Source organism: Kiritimatiella glycovorans (genome assembly GCF_001017655.1).
Lineage (GTDB): Bacteria > Verrucomicrobiota > Kiritimatiellia > Kiritimatiellales > Kiritimatiellaceae > Kiritimatiella > Kiritimatiella glycovorans.
On the sequence record NZ_CP010904.1, the window covers coordinates 660,001 to 686,183 of the forward strand.

Annotated in this window: 24 protein-coding genes, 1 tRNA gene and 2 pseudogenes; 9 read left to right on the forward strand and 18 right to left on the reverse strand. The window is 63.5% G+C overall.

Going from position 1 to position 26,183, the window contains the following annotated elements; all coding sequences use genetic code 11:
- Window positions 1–26 precede the first annotated feature (26 nt).
- The 3 genes from L21SP4_RS02775 to L21SP4_RS02785 are packed head-to-tail and all read left to right on the forward strand — an operon-like array spanning window position 27 to window position 3,651.
- Window positions 27–827, forward strand: coding sequence for a helix-turn-helix transcriptional regulator (locus L21SP4_RS02775; protein ID WP_052881230.1), 801 nt, complete (start codon window positions 27–29; stop codon window positions 825–827).
- The gene (locus L21SP4_RS02780) at window positions 824–1,516 is read left to right on the forward strand and encodes an HAD family hydrolase (RefSeq protein ID WP_052881231.1); all 693 of its coding nucleotides are present in this window, start codon (window positions 824–826) and stop codon (window positions 1,514–1,516) included. The genes L21SP4_RS02775 and L21SP4_RS02780 overlap by 4 nt, the downstream gene beginning before the upstream one ends.
- On the forward strand, window positions 1,513–3,651 hold the full coding sequence (locus L21SP4_RS02785) for a copper-transporting P-type ATPase (RefSeq protein WP_096335052.1): 2,139 nt from the start codon (window positions 1,513–1,515) through the stop codon (window positions 3,649–3,651). Before L21SP4_RS02780 ends, L21SP4_RS02785 begins: the two co-directional genes overlap by 4 nt.
- Before the next feature lie 130 nt (window positions 3,652–3,781).
- Here L21SP4_RS02785 and gdhA read toward each other — a convergent pair whose 3' ends face one another.
- On the reverse strand, window positions 3,782–5,137 hold the full coding sequence (gdhA, locus tag L21SP4_RS02790; protein WP_052881232.1) for an NADP-specific glutamate dehydrogenase: 1,356 nt from the start codon (window positions 5,135–5,137) through the stop codon (window positions 3,782–3,784).
- Between the two features lie 372 nt (window positions 5,138–5,509).
- On the opposite strand from gdhA, the gene L21SP4_RS02795 reads away from it, so the two are divergent.
- A complete protein-coding gene (locus L21SP4_RS02795) occupies window positions 5,510–6,514 on the forward strand; it encodes a DUF128 domain-containing protein (RefSeq protein ID WP_052881233.1) in 1,005 nt (334 codons plus the stop codon).
- Between the two features lie 49 nt (window positions 6,515–6,563).
- On the opposite strand, the gene L21SP4_RS02800 is transcribed toward L21SP4_RS02795, so the two are convergent.
- The 15 genes and pseudogenes from L21SP4_RS02800 to L21SP4_RS02870 all read right to left on the reverse strand — a co-directional run bounded on the left by L21SP4_RS02800 (window position 6,564) and on the right by L21SP4_RS02870 (window position 21,142).
- A complete protein-coding gene (locus tag L21SP4_RS02800; protein WP_052881234.1) occupies window positions 6,564–7,862 on the reverse strand; it encodes a cellulase family glycosylhydrolase in 1,299 nt (432 codons plus the stop codon).
- 18 nt (window positions 7,863–7,880) lie between these two features.
- A pseudogene (locus L21SP4_RS12805) lies at window positions 7,881–8,033 on the reverse strand (ACR3 family arsenite efflux transporter); the annotation flags it as partial.
- A gap of 23 nt (window positions 8,034–8,056) precedes the next feature.
- A complete protein-coding gene (locus L21SP4_RS02805; RefSeq protein ID WP_052881235.1) occupies window positions 8,057–8,518 on the reverse strand; it encodes an arsenate reductase ArsC in 462 nt (153 codons plus the stop codon).
- Window positions 8,519–8,608: 90 nt separating this feature from the next.
- Window positions 8,609–9,913 carry a permease gene (locus L21SP4_RS02810; protein ID WP_052882946.1) on the reverse strand — a complete coding sequence of 435 codons (1,305 nt, stop codon included), beginning with the start codon at window positions 9,911–9,913 and terminating at the stop codon, window positions 8,609–8,611.
- A 62-nt stretch (window positions 9,914–9,975) separates the two neighbouring features.
- On the reverse strand, window positions 9,976–10,251 hold the full coding sequence (locus tag L21SP4_RS02815; protein ID WP_052881236.1) for an ArsR/SmtB family transcription factor: 276 nt from the start codon (window positions 10,249–10,251) through the stop codon (window positions 9,976–9,978).
- 1,529 nt (window positions 10,252–11,780) lie between these two features.
- On the reverse strand, window positions 11,781–12,095 hold the full coding sequence (locus tag L21SP4_RS02825; protein ID WP_236682502.1) for a GIY-YIG nuclease family protein: 315 nt from the start codon (window positions 12,093–12,095) through the stop codon (window positions 11,781–11,783).
- Between the two features lie 130 nt (window positions 12,096–12,225).
- A tRNA-Met gene (locus L21SP4_RS02830) sits at window positions 12,226–12,302 on the reverse strand.
- A 172-nt stretch (window positions 12,303–12,474) separates the two neighbouring features.
- Window positions 12,475–13,530, reverse strand: a complete 1,056-nt coding sequence (locus tag L21SP4_RS02835) for an FAD:protein FMN transferase (RefSeq protein WP_052881238.1) — start codon at window positions 13,528–13,530, stop codon at window positions 12,475–12,477.
- Window positions 13,527–14,756, reverse strand: a complete 1,230-nt coding sequence (gene nqrF / locus L21SP4_RS02840; RefSeq protein WP_052881239.1) for an NADH:ubiquinone reductase (Na(+)-transporting) subunit F — start codon at window positions 14,754–14,756, stop codon at window positions 13,527–13,529. Before nqrF ends, L21SP4_RS02835 begins: the two co-directional genes overlap by 4 nt.
- A gap of 2 nt (window positions 14,757–14,758) precedes the next feature.
- On the reverse strand, window positions 14,759–15,373 hold the full coding sequence (gene nqrE / locus L21SP4_RS02845) for an NADH:ubiquinone reductase (Na(+)-transporting) subunit E (RefSeq protein ID WP_052881240.1): 615 nt from the start codon (window positions 15,371–15,373) through the stop codon (window positions 14,759–14,761).
- 4 nt (window positions 15,374–15,377) lie between these two features.
- Window positions 15,378–15,974: an NADH:ubiquinone reductase (Na(+)-transporting) subunit D gene (locus tag L21SP4_RS02850; RefSeq protein ID WP_052881241.1), complete on the reverse strand. Its 597-nt coding sequence runs from the start codon at window positions 15,972–15,974 to the stop codon at window positions 15,378–15,380.
- A gap of 13 nt (window positions 15,975–15,987) precedes the next feature.
- Window positions 15,988–16,707: a Na+-translocating NADH-quinone reductase subunit C gene (locus L21SP4_RS02855; protein WP_052881242.1), complete on the reverse strand. Its 720-nt coding sequence runs from the start codon at window positions 16,705–16,707 to the stop codon at window positions 15,988–15,990.
- On the reverse strand, window positions 16,700–17,875 hold the full coding sequence (locus tag L21SP4_RS02860) for an NADH:ubiquinone reductase (Na(+)-transporting) subunit B (RefSeq protein ID WP_052881243.1): 1,176 nt from the start codon (window positions 17,873–17,875) through the stop codon (window positions 16,700–16,702). Before L21SP4_RS02860 ends, L21SP4_RS02855 begins: the two co-directional genes overlap by 8 nt.
- Window positions 17,872–19,233: an NADH:ubiquinone reductase (Na(+)-transporting) subunit A gene (gene nqrA / locus L21SP4_RS02865; protein ID WP_052881244.1), complete on the reverse strand. Its 1,362-nt coding sequence runs from the start codon at window positions 19,231–19,233 to the stop codon at window positions 17,872–17,874. The genes L21SP4_RS02860 and nqrA overlap by 4 nt, the downstream gene beginning before the upstream one ends.
- 472 nt (window positions 19,234–19,705) lie before the next feature.
- On the reverse strand, window positions 19,706–21,142 hold the full coding sequence (locus tag L21SP4_RS02870; protein ID WP_144413729.1) for an IS91 family transposase: 1,437 nt from the start codon (window positions 21,140–21,142) through the stop codon (window positions 19,706–19,708).
- A gap of 65 nt (window positions 21,143–21,207) precedes the next feature.
- Here L21SP4_RS02870 and L21SP4_RS02875 point away from each other — a divergent pair, with 65 nt between their 5' ends.
- Window positions 21,208–22,191, forward strand: coding sequence for a helix-turn-helix transcriptional regulator (locus tag L21SP4_RS02875; protein WP_082116477.1), 984 nt, complete (start codon window positions 21,208–21,210; stop codon window positions 22,189–22,191).
- A 182-nt stretch (window positions 22,192–22,373) separates the two neighbouring features.
- On the opposite strand, the pseudogene L21SP4_RS02880 reads toward L21SP4_RS02875, so the two are convergent.
- A pseudogene (locus L21SP4_RS02880) lies at window positions 22,374–22,619 on the reverse strand (integrase core domain-containing protein); the annotation flags it as partial.
- Window positions 22,620–22,646: 27 nt separating this feature from the next.
- Between L21SP4_RS02880 and L21SP4_RS02885 the strand changes: the two are divergent.
- Complete coding sequence (locus L21SP4_RS02885; RefSeq protein ID WP_074041368.1) at window positions 22,647–23,213, forward strand: RCC1 domain-containing protein; 567 nt, start codon at window positions 22,647–22,649, stop codon at window positions 23,211–23,213.
- A gap of 4 nt (window positions 23,214–23,217) precedes the next feature.
- On the forward strand, window positions 23,218–23,460 hold the full coding sequence (locus L21SP4_RS02890; protein WP_160300649.1) for an IS30 family transposase: 243 nt from the start codon (window positions 23,218–23,220) through the stop codon (window positions 23,458–23,460).
- Between the two features lie 301 nt (window positions 23,461–23,761).
- On the opposite strand, the gene L21SP4_RS02900 is transcribed toward L21SP4_RS02890, so the two are convergent.
- On the reverse strand, window positions 23,762–24,682 hold the full coding sequence (locus L21SP4_RS02900; RefSeq protein WP_082116479.1) for an SDR family NAD(P)-dependent oxidoreductase: 921 nt from the start codon (window positions 24,680–24,682) through the stop codon (window positions 23,762–23,764).
- A gap of 279 nt (window positions 24,683–24,961) precedes the next feature.
- Here L21SP4_RS02900 and hisF point away from each other — a divergent pair, with 279 nt between their 5' ends.
- The gene (hisF, locus tag L21SP4_RS02905; RefSeq protein WP_052881251.1) at window positions 24,962–25,720 is read left to right on the forward strand and encodes an imidazole glycerol phosphate synthase subunit HisF; all 759 of its coding nucleotides are present in this window, start codon (window positions 24,962–24,964) and stop codon (window positions 25,718–25,720) included.
- A 48-nt stretch (window positions 25,721–25,768) separates the two neighbouring features.
- Window positions 25,769–26,182 carry a phosphoribosyl-AMP cyclohydrolase gene (locus L21SP4_RS02910; protein ID WP_052881252.1) on the forward strand — a complete coding sequence of 138 codons (414 nt, stop codon included), beginning with the start codon at window positions 25,769–25,771 and terminating at the stop codon, window positions 26,180–26,182.
- The last annotated feature ends 1 nt before the right edge of the window (window position 26,183 follow it).

The window sequence follows — 26,183 nt, forward strand, 5'->3', positions numbered from 1 at the left end:
GGTACATGGAGCCTAATGAGACATTGATGGACGCAAGTCAGATTACAGTATCTCCGGAGGACTACCGGCCGCGGGTGCGTATCGCGTGGTCGATCCGGCCGGCGGCGGGGACGTCCTGGGGGCCGCGGAGGATTCCCGATTTCGAATTCATCCACGTGGCCGAGGGGAGGCTGCGGGTGGATGTCCCCGAAGGCGACTTCGTGGCGGAACCCGGCGGCGTGGTGACCCTGTATCCGCAGGAGATGCACCGGCTGGTGATGGATTCGGAGGGGGGGCGTCTGGATTGTGTTCACGCCGAGTTCGTACGCGATCTCACCTGGTCTTCCGGGGGATACCGGCCGCAGCCTTGGCCGGAGCGGTACACCGCGGTCGATGCGGAACTTCCCGGACTCTTTCATCGCTGCACGCGCACCTTCACCGGAACGGAACCTCGCCGGATGCTGCTGTGCGAAACGATCGCCCGCGAGTTGATGATACGTCTCGCGGTGCGGTGGGAGCGGGGATCGTGCGGCGTATTCCCGGAACGGATGCATGGCATGATGCAGTACGTGCGTGAACACTGCACGGAACGCATCGGCCGGGACGACCTGGCCGCGCGGTTCCATGTGACGCCGCAGTACGTCAACCAGCTCTTCCGGCGTCACCTCGGCATGACCCCGACCGAACTGGTGCACCGCGAGCGCATTGCGCGTGCGTTCGACGTCCTGCAGCGGGAGGAGGGTTCGGTGAAGGAGGCGGCCTACGCCGTGGGATTTTCGGATCCCTACTATTTTTCGCGCGTGTTCAAAAAGGTTTATGGAGTAGCTCCGAGCGAGGTGCGGCCGTGACGAAACCCGAATATGCGATCCTGTTCGATATCGACGGAACGCTGCTCGATTCCGGGGGTGCGGGCAGACGCGCCTATGCCCGCGCCATGCGCGAGGTCTACGGGATGCCGGGCCATCTCGAAGGCGTGAGCTTTTCCGGCGCCACCGACCGCGCCATGCTCGAACACCTGCTCGAACTGCACGGGCTCGAGTCCGGGGATTCCGAAGAGGACCGCTTTTTCCGCCTGCTGCCCGAGCTGCTCGAGATCGAACTTCAATCGCATCCGCCGCGGGTGTTTCCCGGCGTGCACAAACTGCTCGAGGCCCTCCATACGGATGCCCGCTTCGTGCTGGGCCTGGTCACGGGGAACGTCGAGCCGGCGGCGCGCATCAAGCTCCGTTGCGCCGGTCTCGGACGATATTTCGAACGGGGAGGGTTCGGCTGCGATCACGCCGACCGCATCGAGATCGCCCGCCGGGGCCTGCGCAGGATGGGAACGTTTCGAGCCGGTTGTCTCGTCGGCGACACTCCGAGCGATATCGCCGCGGCCCGGGCGCACGGTCTGATCGCCGTCGCCGTGGGGACCGGGCGGGTCGATCCCGACTCGCTGCGCGCCGCCGGCGCCGACCGCGTTTTCGCCGACCTCTCCGACACCGGCGAAGTGCTCACCTATATGAAGTCCGCACTGCAGCGAGGAGGCAGACCATGAGCGAAGACAGACGAATCTATATCTGTCCGATGTGTGAGGGGGTACGACAGGAAGGACCCGGCCAGTGCCCGCACTGCGGCATGGCGCTCGAGCCGGAGAGCCCGGGCGCGGGCACAGGCCGGGAAGGGGAAGATCCCGAACTGAAGGAGATGAACCGCCGTTTTCGGGTCTCGCTGGTATTCGGACTTCCGGTTTTCATCCTGGCGATGGGGTCGATGATGCCCGGCGTGCCGATCGGGCGCTGGGTTCCCGAAACCTGGTCGCGCTGGATCCAACTCGTGCTCGCCACGCCCGTGGTGGCCGGATGCGGAAGCATCTTTTTCGTGCGGGCATGGAAGGCCCTGAGGCACGGTTCGCTGAACATGTTCACGCTGATCTCACTGGGAACCGGAGCGGCTTACCTGTACAGCGTGGCCGCGGTTATCGCGCCGCAGCTCTTCCCGCCCTCTTTCCGGGAAGAAGGACATGTCGTCGTGTATTTCGAGGCGGCGGCGATGATCACCGTACTCGTACTGATCGGACAGGTGATGGAGCTGCGCGCCCGCAAGCGCACCGGGGCGGCGGTGCGTGAATTACTCGAACTGGCCCCTGAACGCGCCCGGGTCATCCGCGACGGCGAAGAGCAGGAGGTCCCGCTCGATCAGGTCGAAAAAGGCGACCGGCTTCGCGTGCGTCCCGGCGAGAAGGTCCCCGTGGACGGCACGGTCGCGGAGGGCACGAGTTCGGTCGACGAGTCGATGATCACGGGTGAGCCGATGCCTGCGGGCAAGGAGCCCGGCGACCGGGTGACCGGCGGGACGCTGAACAGCAGGGGGTCGTTCATCATGACCGCCGAGAAGGTGGGATCCGAAACCGTCCTCTCCCAGATCGTCGATATGGTGAGCGCGGCACAGCGCAGCCGCGCCCCGATCCAGCGCGTCGCCGATTCGGTGGCGTCATGGTTTGTTCCGGCGGTGGTGGCGGTCGCGGTGATCGCCTTTATCGTCTGGTCGCTCGCCGGGCCGGAGCCGCGACTCGCCCATGCCCTCGCGGCGGCGGTCTCCGTGCTCATTATCGCCTGCCCCTGCGCGCTGGGACTTGCGACCCCGATGTCGATCATGGTCGGCGTCGGGCGCGGCGCGAGCGAAGGGGTGCTCTTCAGGGATGCCGAACAGCTCGAAGCGCTGGAGCGCGTCGATACGCTGATCGTCGACAAGACCGGTACGCTCACCGAAGGCCGCCCCGGACTTCAGCGCTGTGTGCCCGCGGGGGAGGGGGATGAAGACGAAATCCTGCGTCTCGCCGCCTCGCTCGAACAGGGCAGCGAACATCCGCTCGCCGCCGCACTCGTCGAAGCCGCACGGGAGAAAGGGCTCGAACTCGCCGCGGCGGATTCGTTCGAAGCCGTTTCGGGTGGCGGCGTGCGCGGAACGGTGGATGGGCGCGAGGTGCTCGTGGGGCGGGCGTCGTTTCTGAAAGACCGCGGCGCGTCCGGGGTGGACGCGCTTACCGGACAGGCCGGCGAGGCCGAATCGCAGGGTGCGACGGCGGTGTACCTGGCCCTGGACGGAAAAGCCGCAGGCTGGCTTGCGGTCGCCGATCGCCTCAAGGAGACCACGCCGCAGGCGGTGGAGGCGCTTCACCGGCTGGGCATCCGGCTGATCATGGTCACTGGAGACCAGGAGCGCACGGCAAAGGCGGTGGCCGCAGAACTCGGCATCGACGACGTCGTGGCGGGCGTGGCGCCCGAAGACAAGCATGATCAGATCAAGCGCCTCAAGGAGGCCGGGCGGCGTGTGGCGATGGCCGGCGACGGGATCAACGACGCGCCGGCGCTCGCGGCCGCGGACGTGGGCATCGCCATGGGCGGCGGTACGGACGTGGCGATCGAAAGTGCGGGCGTGACTCTCGTGAAGGGCGATCTGCGCGGAATCGAGCGCGCGTTCAGGCTCAGCCGCAAGGTCATGCGCAATATCCGCCAGAACCTCTTTTTCGCGCTGGTCTATAACGCTGCCGGCGTACCGGTCGCGGCCGGAATTCTCTACCCCGTATTCAAGGTGCTGCTCAACCCGATCATTGCCGCCGCGGCCATGAGCTGCAGCTCCGTCTCGGTGGTCAGCAACGCGCTGCGGCTGCGCAAAGTCGCGATCCGGTAGCGGGATGAAGCGTACACGTAAGATTTTCCGCGGGACTCAGAGCGTGCATTGTGCCCTGAATCCTGTCCGAAAGGATATAAAGAGGCCCGCCGCTGCCGCAGCAGGGGCGGGCCTTTCCCTTTTCTGACCCTTACACGATCCCGCAGGACGTCATCGCCCGCGCGACCTTGAGGAATCCGGCGATGTTGGCGCCCGCGACGTAGTCCTCGGGCTTGCCGTACGCCTCCGCGGCCTGCAGGCACGAAGCGTGGATGTCCTTCATGATCCCCTGGAGCTTGCGGTCGACCTCCTCGCGACTCCAGGACAGCTTCATGCTGTTCTGGCTCATTTCGAGACCCGAGACCGCCACGCCGCCGGCGTTCGCGGCCTTGCCGGGACCGTACAGCAGTCCGCTGTCCTGGAAGATCTTCACCGCTTCCGGGGTGGAAGGCATGTTCGCGCCTTCCGAGACCACCTGGCAGCCGCGGTCCACCAGCGCCTGCGCGTGCTCGCCGCTGATCTCGTTCTGCGTCGCCGAGGGCAGGGCGATGTCGACTTTGAGGTCGTTCTCGCTGACCACGTCCCAGGCGCTCCTGCCCTCATAATAATCCGCGCCGAACTTCTCGGCGTACTCCTTGACGCGGCCCTTGCGGATGTTCTTCAGCTCCATCAGGAAGTCCCAGCGTTCTCCGGCGATGCCGTCCATGTCGACCACCGTACCGCTCGAGTCGGAGATCGTGATCGCCTTGCCGCCGAGCTCGTTGACCTTTTCGATCGAATACTGGGCCACGTTGCCCGAACCGCTGACCACCGCGGTCTTGCCCTCCATCGATTCATTGCGCGTCGCGATCATTTCCATCGCGAAATAAACCGCGCCGTACCCCGTGGCCTCGGGACGGATCAGGCTGCCGCCGAAATCGAGCCCTTTGCCGGTCAGCACGCCGGTGTGCTCGTTGACCAGCTTCTTGTACATGCCGAACATGTAACCGATTTCCCGGCCGCCCACGCCGATGTCACCCGCCGGCACATCGGTGTCAGGGCCGATATGACGGAACAACTCGCGCATGAACGCCTGGCAGAAACGCATGATCTCGCGGTCCGACTTGCCCTTCGGATCGAAGTCCGACCCGCCCTTGCCGCCGCCCATCGGGAGCGTGGTCAGCGAGTTCTTGAAAATCTGTTCGAACCCGAGGAACTTGATGATGCCCGGGTTTACCGAGGGGTGGAAGCGGAGGCCGCCCTTGTATGGGCCGATCGCATTGTTGAACTCCATCCGCATCCCGCGGTTCACGTGAACCCTGCCCTCGTCGTCCTCCCACGGAACGCGAAAGATGATCTGGCGGTCAGGCTCCACGATCCTCTCGTAAATATTTTCGCGGACAAACTCGGGATGGCGCTCCACCGTCGCCTCCAGGGAATGAAGCACCTCCTCCACCGCCTGATGAAACTCGGACTGCGCCGGATCCTTTTCCTTCACCTTCGCAATGACATCATTGATTACCGACATGACCTGCTCTCCTTGGTTGTCTCGGACTCTCGATCCCATGATGGCAATTCATTACCGTAATAACGGCATGATCTTGCCGCAAAAGAACCGAAACACTAGAACGGGCACCGAGGAATGGCAAAATAAATCTTAATGGAATTGCAAGAGAGAAGCACATCGGCAATATTGCCGTATCGGGCGAGGTGTAATATGGGTGAAAAAACCTGAACTCTGAAACTTGGGCAAGATATGTCGGGCAGGTCTTCCCCTCAGGCTACGGGTTTCGCGTTCATAAATCTTCCACTCAGGTTTCAGGTTTCTCACTCAAACACGGGATTCACTCAGGTTTCAGGTCTCAGGTTTCTCACTCAAACACGAGGGAGGCGGGGTTAGATGGATAAGCGCGCGCGCAAGCGGTGGGCGATACTGGATGTGCTCAAGGGAGCGCGGGAGCCGATGAGTGGCGGCCGGGTGGCGGCGGAGCTGGCGGGCCGGGGGATGGAGATCAGTGAGCGGACCGTGCGACTTTATCTGCGCGAGCTGGATCGGGAGGGATTGACGGAGCATCATGGTCGTCGTGGGCGGACGATCACGGATCGGGGGCGGTCGGAAGCGGAGGATTCGCGGGCGCTGGAGCGGGTGGGCTTTCTGTCGGCGCGGATTGATCAGATGGCCTACCGGATGCAGCTCGACCTTGCGACGCGCGAGGGCACGGTAGTGGTGAACACGACGACGCTCCCGCGGAGCGCGGTTACGCCGGAGCGACTGGAACTGGTGTCCGAGGTTTTCGCGTCGGGGTACGCGATGGGGCGTCTCATCACGCTCTATATGCCGGGCGAGCGGTACGGCCGCGATCAGGAAATCGGGCCGGATGAGATCGGCCTGGGCACGGTTTGTTCGATCACGTTGAACGGCGTACTGCTTCGGCGCGGAATCCCGACCTATTCACGGTTTGGAGGTCTTCTCGATGTGCGGGACGGCAAACCGACGCGTTTCGTGGAGATTATCAACTATGAGGGCACGAGCATCGACCCGCTGGAGATTTTCATCAGGAGCGGAATGACGGATTACACGGGCGCGGTGCGAGGAGGCAGCGGCCGTATCGGCGCGAGTTTCCGTGAGTTTCCGGCCGAAAGCGAGGAGGCGGTCCGCTCGGTGGCCTCCGAGCTGGAGGAGGCGGGACTGGGGAGCCTGATGGTGCTGGGAGGGCCGGGGCAGTCGATCCTCGATATCCCCGTCGGCCCCGACCGTGTAGGTGCGGTGATCATCGGCGGTCTCAACCCCGTGGCGGTCTTCGAGGAGTCCGGCGTGCGCGTGCGCGCGACCGCGCTGGCCGGTCTGGCGGATGTCCACCGCTTCTTCCCCTACACCCGGCTTGCGGAGAAGATCGGGGACTAGCTTACGGCAGCGCGCGCGCCGCATTTACGCATGAGGTCCGTTCCTGCCCTCATCGCTCATACATCTCCCTCATCCGCCGGTTGGCTTCGGCGACGATCCGCACCAGTTCAGGGTCCCGCTCGAGCGAGACGTCGAAGCGTCCGGGATCCCCTTTGTCCATGGCGCGGTCCGAGCCGTAGGCCCACCACCAGGCGAGCTGCACGCCGGAGTCGACGAGGTCGTCGGCGGCCCTGCGGAACCACTGCGCGGCGATTTCTTTTTCGCGGTAGCTCTCAAACCAGTCAACGGCTTCGTGCACGTCCGGTTTTTTCTCGCGGCTGACGGGCAGCGGGCCGTATTCCCCGATCACGACGGGTTTCCACAGTTCGTCTTCCATGATCCGGACGTAGTCGTTCAGGGTCAGGATCCGATCGGCCAGTTCCACGCCGCCGTGCGGGATCGCATAGTAATGGACGTCGATCACGTCGATCGCCGGCTCGCCGCAGACGAGTTCCCACGCGCGGACGTGCTCCTCGTAAGTGTCCTTCTTCCAGGAGTCATTCGTGTACTGGTTCCAGGCCGAGGGGCGCAGTTTCGATCCGCCGTTGACGACCATTCGCAGCCGGTCGAGCGCTTTGATCTTTCGCGCGACGTCGTCATAGAACGTCGCCAGTTCGGCGTGGGTCGGCATGCGGGCACCATGATAGACCTTCGAGCCGGGCTGGAGATCGGCCATGTTGGTCAGTTCGTTGCCGATTTCCCACATGAGTACGGCGCGGCTGTTGCGGTATCGGGGGATGGCGGTTTCCAGATAGTCGTAGAGTGCCGCGCGGCTTTCGGATTCCGGGTCGGCGATCAACTCGCGCGGGTGCTCCTCGCCGAGGATCCGGCCGCGGATGCCCCCCTGCTCATTGAAGCGGTGGCGGCGGTCCGAGAACGACCCGCACCCGAGACTGACCACGGCCCGGATGTCGTTGCGGGCGCAGAGCGCGATGGCCTTGTCGAGCGCCTCGAAATGCACGGAACGCAGTTCCGGATCTTCAAAAAAGGTGCGTCCGCGTCCGTAGGGCGAAGCGAAGAAACGGATCGTGCGGAAACCCATCGAGCGCAGCTCGCGCAGGGTGGCGTCCTGTTTTCGTACCGCCGCATTGGTTTCTGTCAGCGCGCCGCCGTCCAGCGCCTCGTGCCAGAGCGCCCAGTAGAGATCGAACTTATTCCAGCCGATCCCCGCGAACCGTTGGCCCTCAAGGTAAAACCCGTCGCCACGCCAGGTGAGGACGTCCTCGCGCCCGAGCGGTTCGGCGCCGGAAGGCGCGAGCGTAGTCAGGAGGGCAAGGATGACCAGGGATATGCGTGTGCCGGGTTTCATGTGGGGTGCGAGGATAGGCTATTCGTCAAACCACGTCACGGTCCTTCTGCAGATGCGCACGAGCATCAGCATGACGGGCACTTCGATGAGCACCCCGACCACGGTCGCCAGCGCTGCGCCCGAAGACAGTCCGAACAGCATGGTTGCCGTCGCGATGGCGACCTCGAAATGAACGGCTGTTCGATTCCATAGGCCTATGGACTCCTTTTTATTCCGGTTAAGGCCGCCGGCAGTCTTTCCACGAATCTCCGGATCTCGTCGCGGACGCGGCGGTACGGTTCGAGGGCTTCTTCTTCGTCCGCGGCCTGCTCCGCCAGCTTCGGCGGATCGTCGAAGCCGACGTGGACAACTCTCGCGCCGCCGGGGAACACGGGGCAGGTCTCGTGCGCATGGCCGCAGACGGTTATGACATAGTCGAAGTCCGGATCGTCCAGGTCGTCGACTTTCTTAGACCGTTGTCCGGAGATGTCGACGCCGGCTTCCGCCATCACGCGGACGGCGGACGGGTTCAACCCGTGTGTTTCGATGCCGGCGGAGCGGGCGTCGATCACGTCGCCTTTCAGCGTGCGCGTCCAGCCTTCGGCCATCTGGCTGCGGCAGGAATTCCCGGTGCACAGGAAAAGCACCTTCAGTTTGTTCGCGTCATGGTGCGACATACTTCCTCCAGGCGATTCGGAGCGCATCAGGCTGCGTAGAGCATATAGAGGCCGCGCAGGATTTCGATCTTCTTCATGGCTGCATCCTCCTTATGTGAGGGCTCCGAACAGCATCCCGCTGATCGTCGCCATAACGACCACCAGCAGCACGAAAGTGATGGTTTTCCTTGTTCCCATCACGCTGTGAATCACCAGCATGTTGGGTAGGCTAAGCGCCGGGCCTGCCAGCAGCAGAGCCAGCGCCGGGCCGTCCCCCATGCCATTACGGATGAGACCCTGCAGGATCGGCACTTCGGTCAGCGTGGCAAAGTACATGAATGCGCCGGCCACCGAGGCGAAGAGGTTCGCGCCGGGCGAATTCCCGCCCACCAGCTGCGCCACCCAGTCGGCGGGGATCAGGCCGCCCTGCGCGTGTTCCGGGCTGCCGAGCAGCAGCCCGGCCGCGACGACCCCGGCCAGAAGCAGCGGAAGGATCTGTTTGGCAAAGCCCCACGAGGCGGCGAACCACTCGCCGGTCTCGCCGCGGGAGGTGGACGCGAGCGCGGAGAGTCCGACGACCCCGGCCGCGAAGGGGAGGGCGGGGTGCTGCGGGAAGGCGAAGGCGAGGCCGGCGGCGGGTGCGGCGGCGAACAGCATTTTCCACGGCTTGACTCCGAACCAGAGCACCACCAGCACCGCCAGCACGGCGGAAAACAGCGCCGTCAGCGGCCATTTGGCCGTGTAGATCGCGTGCCAGAGCCCTGTCGGCTCCATCGGGGCGCCCCAGTTGGCGAAGATGAGGATGGCGATCATGATGGCGAAGTAGATCGCGTTCTGCCACAGCGGGCGCGCGGTCTCGGGGTCGGAGAGCGTGATGCGGCCGTCCTCTTGTTCGCGGTTTTCACGGCGGAATATGAGGTGCATCAGCAGCCCGATCACGATACTGAACAGGATCGCCCCGATCGCGCGGGCGACGCCGAGCTTCGGCCCCAGCACCCGCGTTGTCAGCGCGATCGCCAGCACGTTGATCGCCGGCCCCGAGTAGAGGAATGCGGTCGCCGGCCCCAGTCCCGCGCCCATGCGATAGATGCCGGCGAAAAGAGGGAGTACAGTGCAGGAGCATACGGCGAGGATGGTGCCCGAGATCGAGGCGACCCCGTAGGCGAGGACTTTATGGGCGCCCGCGCCGAGATATTTGACTACCGACGCGCGGCTGATGAAGACCGAGACCGCGCCGGCGATAAAGAAAGCGGGGATCAGGCAGAACAGGACGTGCTCGCGCGCATACCAGCGGACGAGCCTCAGCGCCTCCAGCACCGCTGCATTGAATCGCTCCCCGCCGACCGGCAGATAAAAACAGGCCAGAAAGATCCCGATCATCAGCGCCAGCTTGCGCCATTCCTTTTTCCACTCGATCATGTCGTCACCTTTTGCTACGGTTGGTCAATACGCCAAATAATCACTAAAAAAAAGAGGGGTCATCGTTCGCGTTCCTTCAACGCCCGATCCACGCACTCCAGGAAGCCGAGCGTGCAGGGCAGGCGCAGCGAGTAGAAAATCTGCTTCCCGCGCCGGTCGCGCTCCACCAGCCCTGCCGCATGCAATACGCTCAGATGCTTCGAGACCGTGGACATATCCAGCCCGACGCGTTCCCGTAGTTCGCAGACGCAACGCTCCCCTTCGCCCATCGCCGCCACCATCGTCAGCCGCGCCGGATGCCCCAGCGCCTTGAAAATCTCCGCCCGGGCCGCCATCGCTTTTTCACCCGCATTTTTCATGGAGGGGATGTTGGATGTAATATGGTCAGTTGGTCAATAGTAAAAATATAAAAAAGGGGCTGGAGTTCATGGGGAGCGTGGTACCTGCGCAAAGATTCCTTTGGGGATCAGGATTTACCATGAAGGACATGAAGAGCATGAAGGTGGGGTGAGGGGGGTGAACATAATTCGTACTCGTACTCGGAGCGCCGAAGGCGCGAACCCACTCCCCCTGTTCAAGGAAATCGAGTACGAGTGCCGCTTCGCTGAGTACGAGTGCGATATTCCCACGGGTGTCCCAACGGTGAACTCAGGGGATGCGAGCGGATTTCTAATCCAGCCGCTACGATTCCAGTAGTTCGGCTGAAGTGACTTGTTCGAACCTTTTTTCTCTCGCCAAGCCGCCAAGGTCGCCAGGGATTTTTTCCGAACGTTTGTAGTAGCGCCGCAAGCCTGCCCCCAGCAGGCCAAGCGCGTGAAGATCACGGCCCTGGCCCTGCTTCGCAGGCGTGCGGCGCTACTACGAACAGGATTCTTAGTGGATGGCGGGCCTTGCTCCGATGATGTTCCTTCTCAGGAGTAGAAGAGGCAGGGACCGATTACGCGTACGAGTGCGAAAACGGCGGACGGCCTTCTGCTGTCCAGCAGAATCCCTGCCTTTACGCGCTGGCTCGACCCGCGTCTCGGGTAGGGCGCGATCCCATCCCCCGATTCAAGGAATTCGAGTACGAGTACGAGTGCGATATTCCTCCGGGTGTCCCCCATGTGGAACTCAGGAGGATGTTGACGCACGCATTCGATTCGTTCGAGCGGAAGGAAATCTTTAGCGAGCTGTCACCTTGTCCTGGGAGGTGTCACCTTATTGTCACCTTATTTGTCGCGGACTCCAGGGGACAGAGAGAGACGACGGCGGAAGGACGCGAGATATCCATAAAGCCGAAATAAGCGAATTTCCTAAGAAAAAAGGCCCTTTTCGCAGGGAAAAGGGCCTTAAAAAGTGGTAGCGGGGCTGGGATTTGAGAGAAGCGGGGTCTGACCCCCCGTAAGCGGTTCAAAGAGAAAGAGTAAGCGTGTGTTAAAATCGCTTGTTTTGTCTTAGGGGGTCAGTTATGGCCCCAAAAATGGAGTTTTAAGCGCGAATTTCTGTTTTGTTTCGCGAGAGACCGACGGAGGTACGGTCGAGGAATGTGCGACGCTTCCTGAGGCGCGAGGAGCTTACAGCATCTTTTCCGGCTATAAAATTGAGGCCCTAAGCGCAGGAAACCGATTGCTGTGGGATGTAAGTCCTTCACAATGAAGAGTTAGAAAGGGTCAGACCCCCAGACCTGAATTTCCTTGCCAACAAACGCGCCTCCGGCCGATCTCGAGGCGCTGGGCGAAGCCTGATCGCCAAACCAGAATCATAATTTATCACTTCGCCCGCGCCCGGCCGTGCGCCTGGATATCTTCCTTCCAGCCATCAGCCCCCCCCCTGTGGAGAGCGAATGATATGCGATCTCTCTGTTCGTCTCCATTATGGAGTTTGATCAGATCAGCCTTTTGTGCAGAAAAGCGCGTCCGGACCCGCTCTTCAAATACGCCTCGAATGCCATGGCTTTCCGCTCGTCCGGAAACGTGCAGTGCCAGGCCAGATCCCAGGGCCGATGGCGAGCGGTCGCCGGTGTCGAGCCGGCATTGTGGCGCTCAAGGCGTGTGGGCAGATCGACTGAGGAGAAACCGATGTAGATTCGGTTGGGGTGCGGAATGCTGCGGATGATATAAACATGGAACATGCAGACGGAAGTGCGGATGAAACTGTCCCGCTTCGCCTGACACGGGCGTGCCAGCCGAAGCTGAAACATCAACCGGCTTTTCCGGGAAAGTTATCTCCGGTGTCATAAGCCCGCCGTCGCTCGCCGCTTCGCTCTGAGCTATGGCGGGCAGCCTTCGCAGAACATCAACCGGAAAAGCCGGTTGATGTTCTGCGAAGGCTGGTAGCGGGGCTGGGATTTGAACCCAGGACCTTCAGGTTATGAGCCTGACGAGCTACCAGACTGCTCCACCCCGCAACTGAAACTGTGCATCGACGCCGGGCTAACGGCGTCAGAGGATTGGTCATAGTATTCAATCGGGCGTCGGATGCAAGGGTAAGTTTGAAACAGGCGAATCTTTTTTTGACCCGCGATAACGGGGGAGGGTCAACGTTCGTTTGAGGCTTCGCAGGGAAGTATGCGCGCGCACTCAATCCTCCGGGGACCGGTATGCCGCCCGCGTTTCGAATCCCGAGCTCGGTATTTCGCGAATGACGCCGTTGCTGCGCACCAGAAAAAGGGCCTCTTCGGGCCGGGGCTCGATCCAGCGCAGCCCTGCATCCGGCCCCATTACGAAGAGGGCGGTGGCGAGCGCATCGGCGGTCATGGCGTCGTCGGCCAGCACCGTCACCCCGGCGACGTCGGAGCGCACGGGACGTCCGGCGCGGGGGTCGAGCAGGTGGGGCAGACGCCGTCCTCCTTTATCGAGCCGGTAATTACGGTAATCACCCGAGGTGGCCACGGCCCCGCTGGTGAGCTGCATCACGCCCTGCAGCCGCGCGGCGCCGGAGGCGTCCGACCCGGGGCGCTCTACGCCGATGCGCCAGGGTTCACCGCTGGAATGACGTCCGCGCACGCGCACTTCGCCGCCGACTTCCACGAGATAATCGGACACGCCGCCTTCGCGCAGCACCGCCGCCGCGGCATCGGCCCCGTAGCCTTTGGCGATGCCCCCCAGGTCCAGCTGGAGCCCGGGATGGGTCTTGCGCAGTCTCGCAGAGGGGAGGAGCCGGAGACGCTCAAAGCCGGTCCGGGCGCGCAGCGCGTCCAGCTCCGCGGCACCGGGGTCGCGGTCTTCGGCCTTCGGCCCGAATCCCCACGCGGCGAGCAGCGGCGAGACCGTCGGATCAAACGCACCTCCGGAAGCCCGGGCTGTCTCCAGCGCGGCGGCGACCACCCGGTGCAGTTCCCGCGGAATGGATACCGGGTTGGTCGCGGTGTGGTCGTTGAAGTGCGAAAGGGGACTCTCCGGGTTCCAGGTGGACATGAGCCCGTCGATCTCCCGCAGCCTGCCGTGGACCTTCCGGCGCAGCGCGTCCGCGCGGCGTTCGGGCAGGGGGTCGGCCACCTGTACGGAGTAGCGGGTCCCCATGACACCGCCGGTCCAGGCCCGCGGCGCGGGGCGCGTGGAGCGGTACCACCAGCCCAACCCGAGCATGAGGACCAGCGCGAGCGCGGTGATCCAGTTGCGGCGCGAGGTCCTCATCCGAAGTCGTCGAAGGCGATCCGGTCGTCCTCGACCCCCAGCTCGTGTAGCATGTTCATCGAGGCGTCGAGCATCATCGGCGGCCCGCAGAGATAGTATTCGAGCTCGTCGGGGTCGGGATGATCGCCCAGGTAATGGTCGTGAACGACCTGGTGGATGAAGCCCGTAGGCCCGTCCCACTCATCCTCGGGCAGCGGTTCGCTCAGCGCGATGTGGAAGGTGAAGTTGTCGAATTCCTTTTCCAGCGCACGGAAGTCGTCCACGTAGAACAGCTCGCGCATCGACCGCCCCCCGTACCAGTACGAGAGGGTGCGCCCGCTGCGCAGCGTCTGTAAGAGGTGCATGATGTGGCTGCGCAGCGGGGCCATGCCGGCACCGCCGCCGATGTAAACCATTTCGCGGTCGGTGTCCTTGATGAAGAAATCGCCGTACGGACCGCTCAGCGTCACCTCGTCGCCGGGTTGGAGCGCGTAGATGTAGCTGGACGCAATGCCGGGCGGGTAGGAGGTGCCCTTCGGAGGCAGGGCGATGCGTACGTTGAGAATGATCAGCCCCTTTTCGGCCGGGTGGTTCGCCATCGAGTAGGCCCGGAAGCAGGGTTCGTCGTTCTTCGCCTCCAGCTCGAGCAGCCCGAGCTGATTCCAGGTGTCGCGGAAGCGCTCATCGATCCCGAAGTCGCGGAATGCGATCTCGTATTCGGGAACATCGATCTGGACGTAGCCGCCGGGTTCGAAGTCGAATTCGGCGTCTTCGGGCAGTTCCAGCGTCAGTTCGCGGATGAAGGTGGCGACGTCGCGGTTGGACCTGACCCGGCAGGTGTATTTGCGGATGTCGAGCACCTCGGGCGGGATCTCGATCCGGAGATCGTTTTTGACTTTGAGCTGGCAGGAGAGCCGCACCCCTTCGCGCCGCTCCTGCCGCGTGAGCTGTCCGGTCTCGGTGGGCAGCACCTCGCCGCCGCCCTCGACCACCCTGCACTTGCACATCGCACAGGTTCCGCCGCCGCCGCAGGCCGAAGGCAGATAGATCTCCCGCGCGGCCAGGGTGCCGAGCAGCGACGTGCCCGGTTTCGCCTCGATCTGCTGGTCGCCGCCGTTGATGTCGATGGTCACCGCCCCCTGCGGCGTGAGTTTGCGCGACGCGATCAGCAGCCCGAGCACCAGCAGCAGGATGACGCCGGTGAAGACCGTGATGCTCGTCAGTACGTAGATAAACGGATGGTCCATAATTACAGATTAATCCCCGAGAAACACATAAACGCCATCGCCATCAGTCCGGTGATGATCATCGTGATGCCCAGCCCGCGCAGCCCGGGCGGGATGTTCGAGTAGCGCAGCTCCTTGCGGATCGCCGCCATCGCCGCGATCGCCAGCGCCCACCCCGCACCGGCGGAGAACCCGAAGACGGCCGATTCGACGAAGGTGTACTCGCGTTCGACCATGAACAGCGATCCCCCCAGGATCGCGCAGTTGACCGTGATCAGCGGCAGGAAAATCCCGAGTGAGTGGTAGAGCGGCGGGAAGAAACGGTCGAGCACCATCTCCACGAGCTGCACCATGCTGGCGATCACCGCGATAAAGCAGATGAACTTCAGAAACGAGAGGTCCATCTGACCGAGGACCTCGCTGCCGGTCCAGCTCAGCGCACCCGGCGCGAGCAGGAACTTGAAAATCAGCCAGTTGGCGGGGACCGTGAGCGTAAGCACGAAAATGACCGCGAACCCCAGTCCCGTCGCCGTCTCGATCTTTTTCGAACAGGCGAGGAACGAGCACATCCCCAGGAAATACGCGAGGAGGATGTTCTCCACGAAAACCGACTGGATGCCGAGTCGAAGCAGATCCATCAGATCAGGCCTCCTCCGTCTTGCCGATGAGCGTGCGCTGGATCCAGATCAGCAGCCCGAGGATGATGAACGCCCCCGGCGCGAGGATCGCCAGGCCGTTGGTCGGATAGCCTTCGGGGAAGATCGGGATCGACCAGAACGTTCCCGAGCCGATCACTTCGCGCCCGATGGCCACGAGCATCAGGATCAGCGAGTAGCCGAGCCCGTTGCCCAGTCCGTCCAGCAGCGAGGAGCCGGGCGGATTCTGGATCGCGAACGCCTCCGCGCGGCCCATGACGATGCAGTTGGTGATGATCAGCCCGACGAACACGCTGAGCTGGCGGCTGATATCGAAGAGATACGCGCGCAACACTTCGTCGGTCACCACCACCAGCGAGGCGATCACCGACATCTCCACGATCATCCGGATGCGGCCGGGGATCATCCTGCGCAGCAGCGAGACGATCAGATTCGAGCAGGTGATCACAAACGTCAGCGCCAGGCACATGACGAAGGCGGTTTCCACCTTCACGGTCACCGCCAGCGCGGAGCAGATCCCGAGCACCTGGACGGTGATCGGATTATTCTCCGACAGCGGATCGGTTACCAGTCTTGCGGCCATAACACTTCCCTGTTCAACCCCGGTCTCTCAACCGGTCAAAATACGCGTCGTAGTTCTTCGCCGCGCTCCGCAGCGTTTCCTCGACCCCGACACTCGTCTTGGTCGCCCCGCTGATCGCGTCGACCGCGCGCGGACTACCGTCGGGGAACTTCCGCTCGACCCCGCCCTTCACGACCTCGAAATCGACCGGGTCTCCGTCGCGGTAGAGGCGCTTGCCCTCGAACTGCTCCTGGAACCAGCTCTTCTCGATCTCCGCGCCGAGGCCCGGCGTTTCATTGTGTTTATAAAACGTGAGGCCCCCGATCGTCGAGAGACCGGAATCGAGCGCCAGATACCCGTACATCATCCCCCACAGACCGCGCCCCCGGATCGGAACCACGTAACGGGGCGCCGCAGCGCGTTCCCAGATGTACACCGGCCGCAGCCCCGGCGGGATGCCGTCCTCTTCCGGCGCCGGGCGGCGTTCGGGTCCGACGGGCTCGGCGGTGTCGGCATCCAGCCAGACCGTTTTCATGTGTTCCGCGAACAGCCGCTGTACGTCCCCGGCACCCAGCTTCGCGCCGTCCTCCCGCTTCAACGGGACCCCGAGCGCCTTGAGGATGTTTTTCTGACGGTCGAGAAGGATATTGGTGCGCTGCCGCTCGCGCAGCGCCGCCGCCGTGCCGGAGAGCACGAGACTGCAGACCAGGCAGACCGCCAGCGCGAAGAGGATCGTGCGTACGTCGTCACGCATGATTCATCCTCCCGAGATAGCGCTGTCGATCGCGTATGTGGGCGCGCAGCACCCCGTGATCGATCAGCGGCGCCATCACGTTCATGAACAGGATCGCCAGCATCACGCCTTCGGGGAACGCGGGATTGAACACGCGGATGACCGCCGTGAGGAACCCGATCATGAAACCGTAGATCCATTTGCCCGCCGTCGTCGTCGCCGCCGAGACGGGGTCCGTCGCCATGAAGACGATCCCGAACGCGAATCCGCCCATAATCAGGTGGTAGTAGAACGGAAGCTGCGCATAGGTTCCGAACTCCCCGGCCGGCACGAAGTTGAACAGCAGCGAGGTCAGCGAGAGTCCGATCACGCCGGAGAGGATGATCCGCCACGACGCCACGCCGACCAGCAGCAGCAGCCCCAGCCCCAGCAGAACGGCGATCACGGAGGTCGATCCGATGCTTCCGGGCTCGAGGCCGCCGAACATCGTCATGAAATCGTACCCCGCCTCCTGCAGCGCCTGTGCGGGGGCCGAGGACGCGGATTCGGCGACAGAGAGCGGCGTCGGTCTGGTCACCGCGTCCGCCGCCACCCAGACCCGGTCGCCGGTGATCTCGACCGGGTAGGCGAAGAACAGGAACGCGCGCGCGGTGAGCGCGGGATTGAGTATGTTGTACCCCGTGCCGCCGAAGATCTCTTTGCCGATCACCACCCCGAACGAGATGCCCGCGGCCACCTGCCAGAGCGGAATCGTCGGCGGCAGCGTCAGCGGGAACAGCATGCCCGTGACGAGGAAGCCCTCGTTGATCTCGTGTCGCCGCACGCAGGCGAAGAGCACTTCCCACAGCCCTCCCACGGCGTAGGAGGTGATCACAATCGGGAGTACGATGATCAGTCCGCGCACGAGGTGGCCGACGAAGCCGGCCTCGGCGCCGCTCGCCGCGTTGGCCTGGTAGCCGGCGTTGAACGCGCCGAACAGGAAGCAGGGCATCAGCGCGTAGAGCACGAAGATCATCACGCGCTTCAGATCGACCGCGTCGCGCACATGCGGCGGCTTCGAGGTCACGTCGGGCGGCGTGCGCATGAAGGTGTCGCCCGCTTCAAAAAGCGGATGAATCCTGTGCAGGGTGCCGCCCTTTTCAAAGAGCGGCCGCATGCGTTCCATCATCGATGCGGGATCAAACTTCATAGCCCTTCTTCTTCGATCTCCTCAAGGCCGCGGCGGATGATTTCGCTGAGTTCCATTTTCGACGGGCAGGCGAACGCCGCCGGCGCGAAATCCTCCGGGTCGGTTTCCAGAATGCCCAGTTCGATCGCCTCTTCCACATCGTGGGCGATGACCGCTCGGACGAGGTAATCGATGTTGATCTTCATCGGCAGGTAGCGGTCGTACCACCCCGTGAGGACCATCGCGCGCGGGCGGCCGTGCGTGCTGGTGCCGAGCCGCCAGCGATGGCCTTTCCGCAGCGCCGAAGGGTAGAGGCGATGGACGCTGAACGCGTTCCAGCCCGGTGCGGTCCAGCCGAGGAAGGTGCGGCTGCGGTCCTCGGGTAGCAGACTGAGGGCGTGAATGCCGGGGCGGTCGACGACGGAGTCCTCCATCGCCAGGCCCGAGAAGATATCGCCGCTGATCGCCCGGGTCTCCGTATTCCCGACCGCGTCCCGAACCAGTTCGTCGAGCACCGCACCGGGGGCGATGCGGTAGTGGGTGCGGTTCCGGTCGCCCGCCGCCGGTCCACCGAGGGCGATGACCTTCGACTTCGGGAGTTCGCCGCCGAGCAGCAGCCGGCCGATCTGGACTACGTCGCCCGCCTCGATCGTATACACCGTTTCACCGGCCCGGATCGGGGCCAGGTGGTGGATGTGTACACTGGTGTTTCCCGACGGATGAGGGCCGCGAAAGACGTCATGGCGGATGCGTCCCCCGGCTTCTTCGGGGAGGGGTGGCACGAAATTCGGGCCTGAGCAGACGTGCACCGCCCCGTCCGTGAGCGCGGCCATCGCGGTCAACCCCGCGCGAAAGGCGTCCTCGCCGTCCTCGACCACGACCGACGGGTCGGGCCGGAACGGCGCGGTGGCACAGGCGTTCACGAAAACCGCTTTCGGGGCAGACGCCGGATCGGCGATGCGCGCGAAAGGGCGCTGGCGGATCAGGGCCCACAGGCCCGCGTCCAGCAGGTGCGAGGCGAGCGTGTCGCGATCCAGCGACGCGATGGACCCCGGATCCCATGACTTGAACGTGACCGGGTCGCCGGCCTCCTCCGGCCGGATCTCGATCCGGCGGATCGCGCGCCGCTCTCCGTACGCAATGGACGTGATCCGACCGCCGACGGGGGCGCGCAGGACGAGGCTCTCCATTCGCTTATTGTAGAGCAGAGGCGCGCCGCGGGCGACCGTATCGCCCTCGCGGACGGCGGGTTTGCCCTTGAAGGGCTTCAGACCCAGCGGGCAGAGCGCGAAAGAGGAGGCCGCCCATTCCGTAATGCCGGAGGCGGGCACCCCTTCGATGGGTAGCCGCATGCCCTGTTTGAAGCGAAATTCGGTCATATTGCCCCGCGAATGTGAGCCGATTTTTTACAATAAAAAAACCGGAGGTCCAAGGCTTTTCGATCAGGTTTTGCCGAGCGGGGAGCCTTTCAATGCGGCGGGGTTCCCGGCCGATAAACAGGGTGCCCGTGTTACGGAAAGACCCTCTTTCGGGCACGGGACGGACGGGGGTCGAAAGTCACGGCGGGCCCCGGGACGCGGGAAGTGCGGTGCAATGCATTACTGATAAGAATTGATAAGAAATCGCTTTTCAGGCGGCGCGGTCACCCGCCCGCTGGAACCGGTCTGAAGGAGCGTTTTCGTGTCGGGAAAGATAGCAAACCGAGCCAGGATCGGTCAAGTCGGTGCAGTCGGTGCAAAAACGGGCTGCGAACGCGATCAAGCCGTGGATGGAACAGCCTCGTGACGGCAAAACGGCCCGATGAAACGCATACGGCGGTGTTCGGGGACGCACCGCACCTGTCGCGATGACTCAGCCGTTCGCGTACATCATCACCGGTTCGGTGTCGTAATCCGGGAATGGGTCATCGAAACAGGGCTCGATGACCCGGTCGGCAACTTCAGGCGGCGCCCTCGCCGGTAGGACGCGCACACCCTGTTCCCAGAGGCCCAGGTGGCGGAGGATGCGCTCGATCACCGCCCGGTCGTCGATCAGAGAAACGATACGCATCTCTTTCTGGCATTTCGGACACAGCAGCGGATCGGCTTCCCAGACTTTCTTGATGAGTTCGCGCCATTTCGGTGACGGGATGCGTCGCGGCTTGTGGTCGGATACATCGATGATCTGCACGGCCTGGCCTGGCGCCTTTGCCTCTTCGGCGGCCTGTTTGTTGCGTTGGCCGCGCATCTTGTTGCTGTACCAGCCGTAGTAGCGGACAAGCTGGAAACTCTTGTCGGGGATGTGTTGTGTGATGGCCGCTATGAAGTCGCACGGGCTGAAGACCTCGAAGTTGCGCTGTATCTTCGGGTTGAGCCCGGAGCGGTAGATGATCGAGCCGTCTGCCTGTGCGTGTCCGCACGCAGACAGGTCTGGGTTGGATGGGTTGGGCTCGGCAACCTGCATCTTTTCGACGGCGAAAGGGTTGCGGATGATGTACTGGGCGAGGCGCTCCAGATCCTCTCGCTCGTCCGGCTGCACGCGTCGGCTGCGATGCACGTTGAACCCGGAATGTACCCAGCCGCGCAGCATGTTCGCCCGCTCGGGCGGCAGAAGCCCCTTGTCCACCAGAAACGTGATGACCCGAGCCCGGAACAATTCCTCCAGCGGCTTGAGGCTGACATCGGGCAGGACATAGAACAGGCCCGAGCGCACGAACAGGCCGTCGGCAACGAGTGCGTGCAGGTGCGGGTGGAAGTCCAGGTATTCGCCGAAGGTGTGGATCGCCATGACGATGCCGGGCAGGCCCTCGGTTAGATTGAGCGTGGTGCGCAGGTATTCGAGCAGGCACTCGTGGGCGATCCGGCACAGGTCTTTGAGCAGATCGCGGTCGTGGCGGAAGTAGATGCGCAACATCTTGGGCAGGGCGAAGGTGAAGTGCCGGTGGGGTACTGGGAACAGGATGGTCTCGGTGACAAGCGCGCCGAAGAGCTGGACTTTCTTCTGGCCTGCCTGCCGAAGCCGCTTCGGCGCAGGCAGGTGGCACGAGGGGCAGAACCAGCGCCCTTTGCAGGAGAAGGCGAGCAGGTATTCATGCTTGCAGTCGTCGCAGCGCACGCGGGCGAAGCCGCGCTCCAGGTCGCCGCAGTCGAGGAACTTGTTGACGACCTCCGGGATGATGGGGCGCAGGAAGCCGTACCGGGGCTGGTATTGTTCCTCGTATAGCTCCAGAAACGCGTCGAAATGCCCGGAAAGGCATTGCCACAGGGGCGATGCCTTGGGCCGGCGCGGACGATAGACTTGATCCACCATGCCGCCCAATGTATAAAAGAGGGTGTGTCATCTAACGGCATACCCCTGAAGAAAGTTTGAGAAAAATGAAGGCAGGCTCCAGACCCCAGTATTACCGCATCCGGCGCATGGTCCAGATGGTGCGCGAGGGCGCAGAGACCGGCTATCTGCCGAACAGCAGCGACTTCATGAAGGAGTTCGAGGTGTCGCGCCGGACCGTGGCGCGGGATCTGGACTTCCTGCGCGACGAGGAGAACGCCCCGCTGGCCTACGACGAGGCCCGGCATGGTTTCCGGCTCACGGACGAAACCTACATGTTGCCACCGGTGCGGATCAGCCGCCGGGAGGCGTTCAGCTTCGCGCTTGCCCGCAAGCTCCTGGCCCATTACGAGGACACACCACTCCACCTGGACATGCGCTCGGTGCTGGATAAAATTGCCGAGTCGCTGGAGGGCGATGTGACCATCGAACCCGACTGGCTCAGTGAGCACGTCGGCGTCCTGCCCGAGGACCGGGTGCGGATCGATCCCGATGTATGGGCGAAGTTGGCTGGATGCGTGGAACGCTGCGAGGCGGTCCGGGCGACGTACCAGACCTTCGACGGGCGCGTATCCGAGTACGAACTGCACCCCTACCACCTGCTCGCCTACCATGGGAACTGGTACCTGATGGCGTGGAACGCGGAGAAGGGGCGTGTGGCGACGTTCGCCCTGTCGCGGTTCCGGCGGATCGCGGCGACGGGACAGGGTTACACGCGAGCGGCCGAGTTCAGCCCCGAGACATACGCCCGGCAGGCGTTCGGCATCGTGGGCGGCGAGAAGCCGATCAAGGTCCGGCTGCTTTTCGAGCCGAAACTGGCCGTGTACATCACCGAACGGCAGTGGCACCCCACCCAGGAGTTCCGAACGCGCCGGGACGGCCGTGTCGAGATGCGGCTGGAGACGACAGGACGCAAGGAACTGGTACGCTGGGTCCTGTCCTGGATGCCCGACGTGAAAGTGCTCGCCCCGAAGAGCCTGCGGGCTCGGATCGCGGAAAAGCTTCGGGATGGACTACGAGCACAGCAATGAAACAATAAGCGGTGGTCCCGATAGCGGAGCCAGTGTTTTCGAACTTTAAGTCAGCATCAGGGCTCCCGCTTCCTGCGAGTGTTCTGCCACAACTCCGGCGAGTAGTCCATAGTCTGCGACCGTCGAGAATGGGTCATTGAACTCGTCGGAGACGGTCGCATGGCTGTGGGCAACTCGCCTCTTCATGCCGCTCTGCATTTTGACTCCGTCTCCATCCCGAAGTACGCCTCATCGGGCGTTCGATCCCCGATCGATGAGTGCGGACGTTCGGCATTGTAGCGCTCCAGCCACGCCCCCACGCCGCGCCCGGTTTCCCGGGGCGTTTCATAGCTTTTCAGATAAATATCCTCATACTTCAGGCTCCACCACAGCCGCTCGATGAACGCGTTGTCCACCCAGCGCCCTTTTCCATCCATGCTGATGTTCAGCCCCTCATTTCCGCGACCAACACCCCGGTGGCGGTCAGCAATCTGACGGACGTGATCGCGATCGCGGCCTGCCGCGATCAGAGTTTTGCGGTTAGATCGAACGGGACGGTGTATGCGTGGGGCCGGGGGGACGAGGGCCGACTGGGACTCGGGACCAATGTCAGTGACCGCTCGTCGGCGACCCTGATTCCCGGGCTGACCAATATCGTTTCCGTGGCCGCGGGAACGCGCCACGCCCTGGCGCTTCAAAACGACGGGACGCTGTGGGCCTGGGGCGCGAACTCGGGAGGGCTTCTCTGCGCCGACTCGGAGGCCGATATCCTATCAAGCCCCGTGCTCGCACTCTTTCTCGCCGACACCGATTTTGATGATTTGCCCGATTACTGGGAGCGGGTGTACTACGGGGGCGTAGCGAGCGTCACAGGGGAATCAGATAGCGACGTTGATTTTATGAGTGCCCGGCAGGAGTACGCGTGGGGTTCGTGCCCCACCAATGCGGACAGCAACGCCGACGGATTATTTGACTACTTTGCATGGGACCTGGGATTGGATCCGCTTAAAGTGGTCACGACGAACGCGGATGCCGATGCATGAACGCATGGCGACGAAGACCGGCATGGACATCTTCTTCGCACATCCCTATCACTCCTGGGAACGAGGAACCAATGAGAACACCAACGGCCTGATTCGCAGGCTGCACCCCAAGAAGGTCTCTTTCCGGGGAATCGGTACAGCGGCACTGAAGCGCATCGACACATTCCTCAACGACCGTCCTCGAAAGTGTCTGGGATGGATGACGCCAAGGGAGAAGATGGCCGCCTTCCTTGCTTCCGCCCCGTGAAGAGCGGGGCTTGATCAAAACTCTTCCGCCGTGGGGCGCGGTTCTGCCCTTGCCCCTTCGGGGCACCCCTACGGGGCCGGGCAGAACCGCGCCCCACGGCGGAACTGTGCCCCTATGCTCCGGTTCAGCTTGCCCTCCGCCTCCCAGCACGGCAATCTCCTCCTCAATCAGCAACACGAAGACGCCTTGTGCGTTGACCAGCCCCTGCTGTTGCGTTGGCTACTGGCTGTCGGGTATGACCAGATCCCGCCGGCCAGTGGCCAGTGTAACACTGGCTACTGGCTGGCGGGGGTGGTTTAAATCAATTCTGGACAGGTTCGTCAGAAGTGGCAGGCGCCGCGCTGAACCTGCGCAGTCCGGCGCGGAAGGCGGCGTCGATCCAGCACGCCGGCAGCAGGCGCTGGGCGGCTTCGCCGAGGAGCGCGGGGATCGTCACCCGGTAGCGGATGCGGGGGTGCGGTGATTCGAGGGCGTGGACGATCTTCCGCGCGACGGCCTCCGGCGGGAGGGCGAAGCGGGCCGCGGTGCGCGGCGCGCGGTCGGCGTGCTCGAACTTCTCGTACAGAGGCAGAAACGGTGAGTGCGGAGTCCGCAGGGTCGCGGAACCGCGGCGGCGGGCGGAGGCGTGAAATTCCGTGTAGATCGGACCCGGCTCGATCAACGAGACTGCGACGCCCGAGTCGTGGAGTTCCACACGTTGTGCGTCCGCGAGGGATTCGAGCGCGAATTTTGACGCCGAATACGCGCCGTTGAGCGGCATCGAAAGGCGTCCCAGCATAGAGCTTACGTGTACAATACGCCCGCAGCCCCGTTTGCGGAACGAGGGAACAAACCCGTTGGCGAGCTGCTGCAGGCCGAAGACATTCACCTCGAACTGTCGCCGGAGGAGTTCGCGATTGAGGTCCTCAATCGCGCCCGGCTGGCCGTAGCCGGCGTTGTTGACCAGCGCCCCCGGCAGCCTGCCGTCGTGCTGAAGCTGATTGAGAAGCCCCGAAACGGAATCTTCGTCCGCCAGTTCAATCTTCCGCGGTGAGAATCCCTCCTCGCGAAGCGACGCGAGATCTTCTTCCTTCCGTGCCGTCGGCAGAACCTCCCATCCGCGGGTCTTCAGCATCCGTGCCGCCGCGCGACCGATCCCGCTCGAGCATCCGGTAATGAGTACGCTTTTAAATTCAACCGGCGCCGCCTTCACATTCCCGCTCCCGTTTTGATTCGATCCCATCCTACCGTTTGCGACCGCCCAAGGGAACCGGAGAGAGTGGGAGACCGGCAGGGATGAGAAGCCTGGATCCCGGAACCAACCGGAAGAGGGGCAAAGGGTTTGCGGGATAAGAAATCGCCGCCGAACTCGACCTCGCCATGCCCCCCGGAATTTCGCGCGGGATTTCCCGCCAGCCGTTCACCCCACCCACCCCCCTGAACTCCTGAGCAGAGGATGCGGGGTGGACGAGCGGGCCCGTAAAGGGTACAAAGAACGCTTTGAATCCGGGGAGAAGTTGTCGTGCTGGCGAAGCGTATCATACCATGTCTGGATGTGACGGGCGGGCGGGTCGTGAAAGGGGTCCGGTTCGTGGACCTCCGCGATGCGGGCGATCCGGTGGAATGCGCGCGTGCCTACGAGCAGCAGGGCGCGGACGAGCTGACGTTCCTGGACATCACGGCGTCGAGCGATCACCGCGAAATCATGGAGGAGGTCGTGCGCCGCGTGGCGCGCGAGGTCTTCATGCCGCTGACCGTCGGAGGCGGCATGCGTTCGGAGGACGATGTGCGCCGGATGCTGCACGCCGGAGCGGATAAGGTCTCGTTCAACACCGCGGCGGTAGAATCGCCGGCGCTGATCGACCGCGCGGCGGAGAGGTTCGGCTCGCAGTGTACCGTGCTCGCCATCGACGCCCGCCGTGACGGCGAGGGCGGGTGGACGGTCTATACCCACGGCGGGCGTACCCCCGCGGAACGCGAGGCCGTGGCGTGGGCCCGCGAAGGCGTGGAGCGGGGCGCAGGGGAAATTCTGCTGACCAGCATGGACGCCGACGGGACGAAGGACGGGTACGACCTGGACCTGACCCGGGCCGTGGCCGAAGCCGTCGATGCTCCCGTCATCGCATCCGGCGGTGCGGGCACCCTGCAGCATATGGTCGACGCCGTCACGTACGGCGCGGCCGATGCCGTGCTCGCGGCCTCGATCTTCCACTTCGGGACGTTCACGATAAAAGAGGTGAAGGAGTATATGCGCGGGGAAGGGGTTGAAGTCAGGATATGAACCTTTTTAACCATGAAGACCGGAAGCGAAAGAGGAAGGGAACGGGGTATGAGCAAAGAGCTTGAAGAGGGACAGGACCTGCAGCTCGACTGGACGAAACTGGAAAAAGTGGCGGCGCAGGCGCCCGGCGTGATTCCCTGCGCGGTGCAGAACGTCGATACGAAGGAGGTCATCCTCGTCGCCTACGTGAATAAACAGGCCCTGCGGGAATCCATGCGCCGCGGCGTGGCGGTGTTCTGGAGCACCTCCCGGCAGGAGTTGTGGGTCAAGGGCGAGACCAGCGGAGCGGTGTTCGACCTGCTCGAGGTGCGGGTGAACTGCGAGCAGAATTCGCTGCTGTACCTCGTCCGTCCGCGTAAAGGCGGCATCTGCCACACGAAGAATGCGCAGGGCGAGCCCCGCAACTGCTATTACCGCCGTATCGACTTCGGGGCCGGCGCGCTCGAGAACCTCGATCCCTGAG

What these genes read in the sequence shown, in the direction of transcription:
- L21SP4_RS02875 (WP_082116477.1), top strand. Translation starts at nt 21,208, where the DNA reads ATGAAGGCAGGCTCCAGACCCCAGTATTACCGCATCCGGCGCATGGTC.
- L21SP4_RS02900 (WP_082116479.1), bottom strand. Translation starts at nt 24,682, where the DNA reads ATGGGATCGAATCAAAACGGGAGCGGGAATGTGAAGGCGGCGCCGGTT.
- L21SP4_RS02855 (WP_052881242.1), bottom strand. Translation starts at nt 16,707, where the DNA reads ATGCGTGACGACGTACGCACGATCCTCTTCGCGCTGGCGGTCTGCCTG.
- L21SP4_RS02870 (WP_144413729.1), bottom strand. Translation starts at nt 21,142, where the DNA reads ATGGTGGATCAAGTCTATCGTCCGCGCCGGCCCAAGGCATCGCCCCTG.
- nqrA (WP_052881244.1), bottom strand. Translation starts at nt 19,233, where the DNA reads ATGACCGAATTTCGCTTCAAACAGGGCATGCGGCTACCCATCGAAGGG.
- nqrF (WP_052881239.1), bottom strand. Translation starts at nt 14,756, where the DNA reads ATGGACCATCCGTTTATCTACGTACTGACGAGCATCACGGTCTTCACC.
- L21SP4_RS02825 (WP_236682502.1), bottom strand. Translation starts at nt 12,095, where the DNA reads ATGTTTCAGCTTCGGCTGGCACGCCCGTGTCAGGCGAAGCGGGACAGT.
- L21SP4_RS02775 (WP_052881230.1), top strand. Translation starts at nt 27, where the DNA reads ATGGACGCAAGTCAGATTACAGTATCTCCGGAGGACTACCGGCCGCGG.
- L21SP4_RS02805 (WP_052881235.1), bottom strand. Translation starts at nt 8,518, where the DNA reads ATGTCGCACCATGACGCGAACAAACTGAAGGTGCTTTTCCTGTGCACC.
- L21SP4_RS02800 (WP_052881234.1), bottom strand. Translation starts at nt 7,862, where the DNA reads ATGAAACCCGGCACACGCATATCCCTGGTCATCCTTGCCCTCCTGACT.
- nqrE (WP_052881240.1), bottom strand. Translation starts at nt 15,373, where the DNA reads ATGGATCTGCTTCGACTCGGCATCCAGTCGGTTTTCGTGGAGAACATC.
- gdhA (WP_052881232.1), bottom strand. Translation starts at nt 5,137, where the DNA reads ATGTCGGTAATCAATGATGTCATTGCGAAGGTGAAGGAAAAGGATCCG.
- L21SP4_RS02890 (WP_160300649.1), top strand. Translation starts at nt 23,218, where the DNA reads ATGGCGACGAAGACCGGCATGGACATCTTCTTCGCACATCCCTATCAC.
- L21SP4_RS02795 (WP_052881233.1), top strand. Translation starts at nt 5,510, where the DNA reads ATGGATAAGCGCGCGCGCAAGCGGTGGGCGATACTGGATGTGCTCAAG.
- L21SP4_RS02815 (WP_052881236.1), bottom strand. Translation starts at nt 10,251, where the DNA reads ATGGCGGCCCGGGCGGAGATTTTCAAGGCGCTGGGGCATCCGGCGCGG.
- L21SP4_RS02850 (WP_052881241.1), bottom strand. Translation starts at nt 15,974, where the DNA reads ATGGCCGCAAGACTGGTAACCGATCCGCTGTCGGAGAATAATCCGATC.
- L21SP4_RS02910 (WP_052881252.1), top strand. Translation starts at nt 25,769, where the DNA reads ATGAGCAAAGAGCTTGAAGAGGGACAGGACCTGCAGCTCGACTGGACG.
- L21SP4_RS02785 (WP_096335052.1), top strand. Translation starts at nt 1,513, where the DNA reads ATGAGCGAAGACAGACGAATCTATATCTGTCCGATGTGTGAGGGGGTA.
- L21SP4_RS02860 (WP_052881243.1), bottom strand. Translation starts at nt 17,875, where the DNA reads ATGAAGTTTGATCCCGCATCGATGATGGAACGCATGCGGCCGCTCTTT.
- L21SP4_RS02835 (WP_052881238.1), bottom strand. Translation starts at nt 13,530, where the DNA reads ATGAGGACCTCGCGCCGCAACTGGATCACCGCGCTCGCGCTGGTCCTC.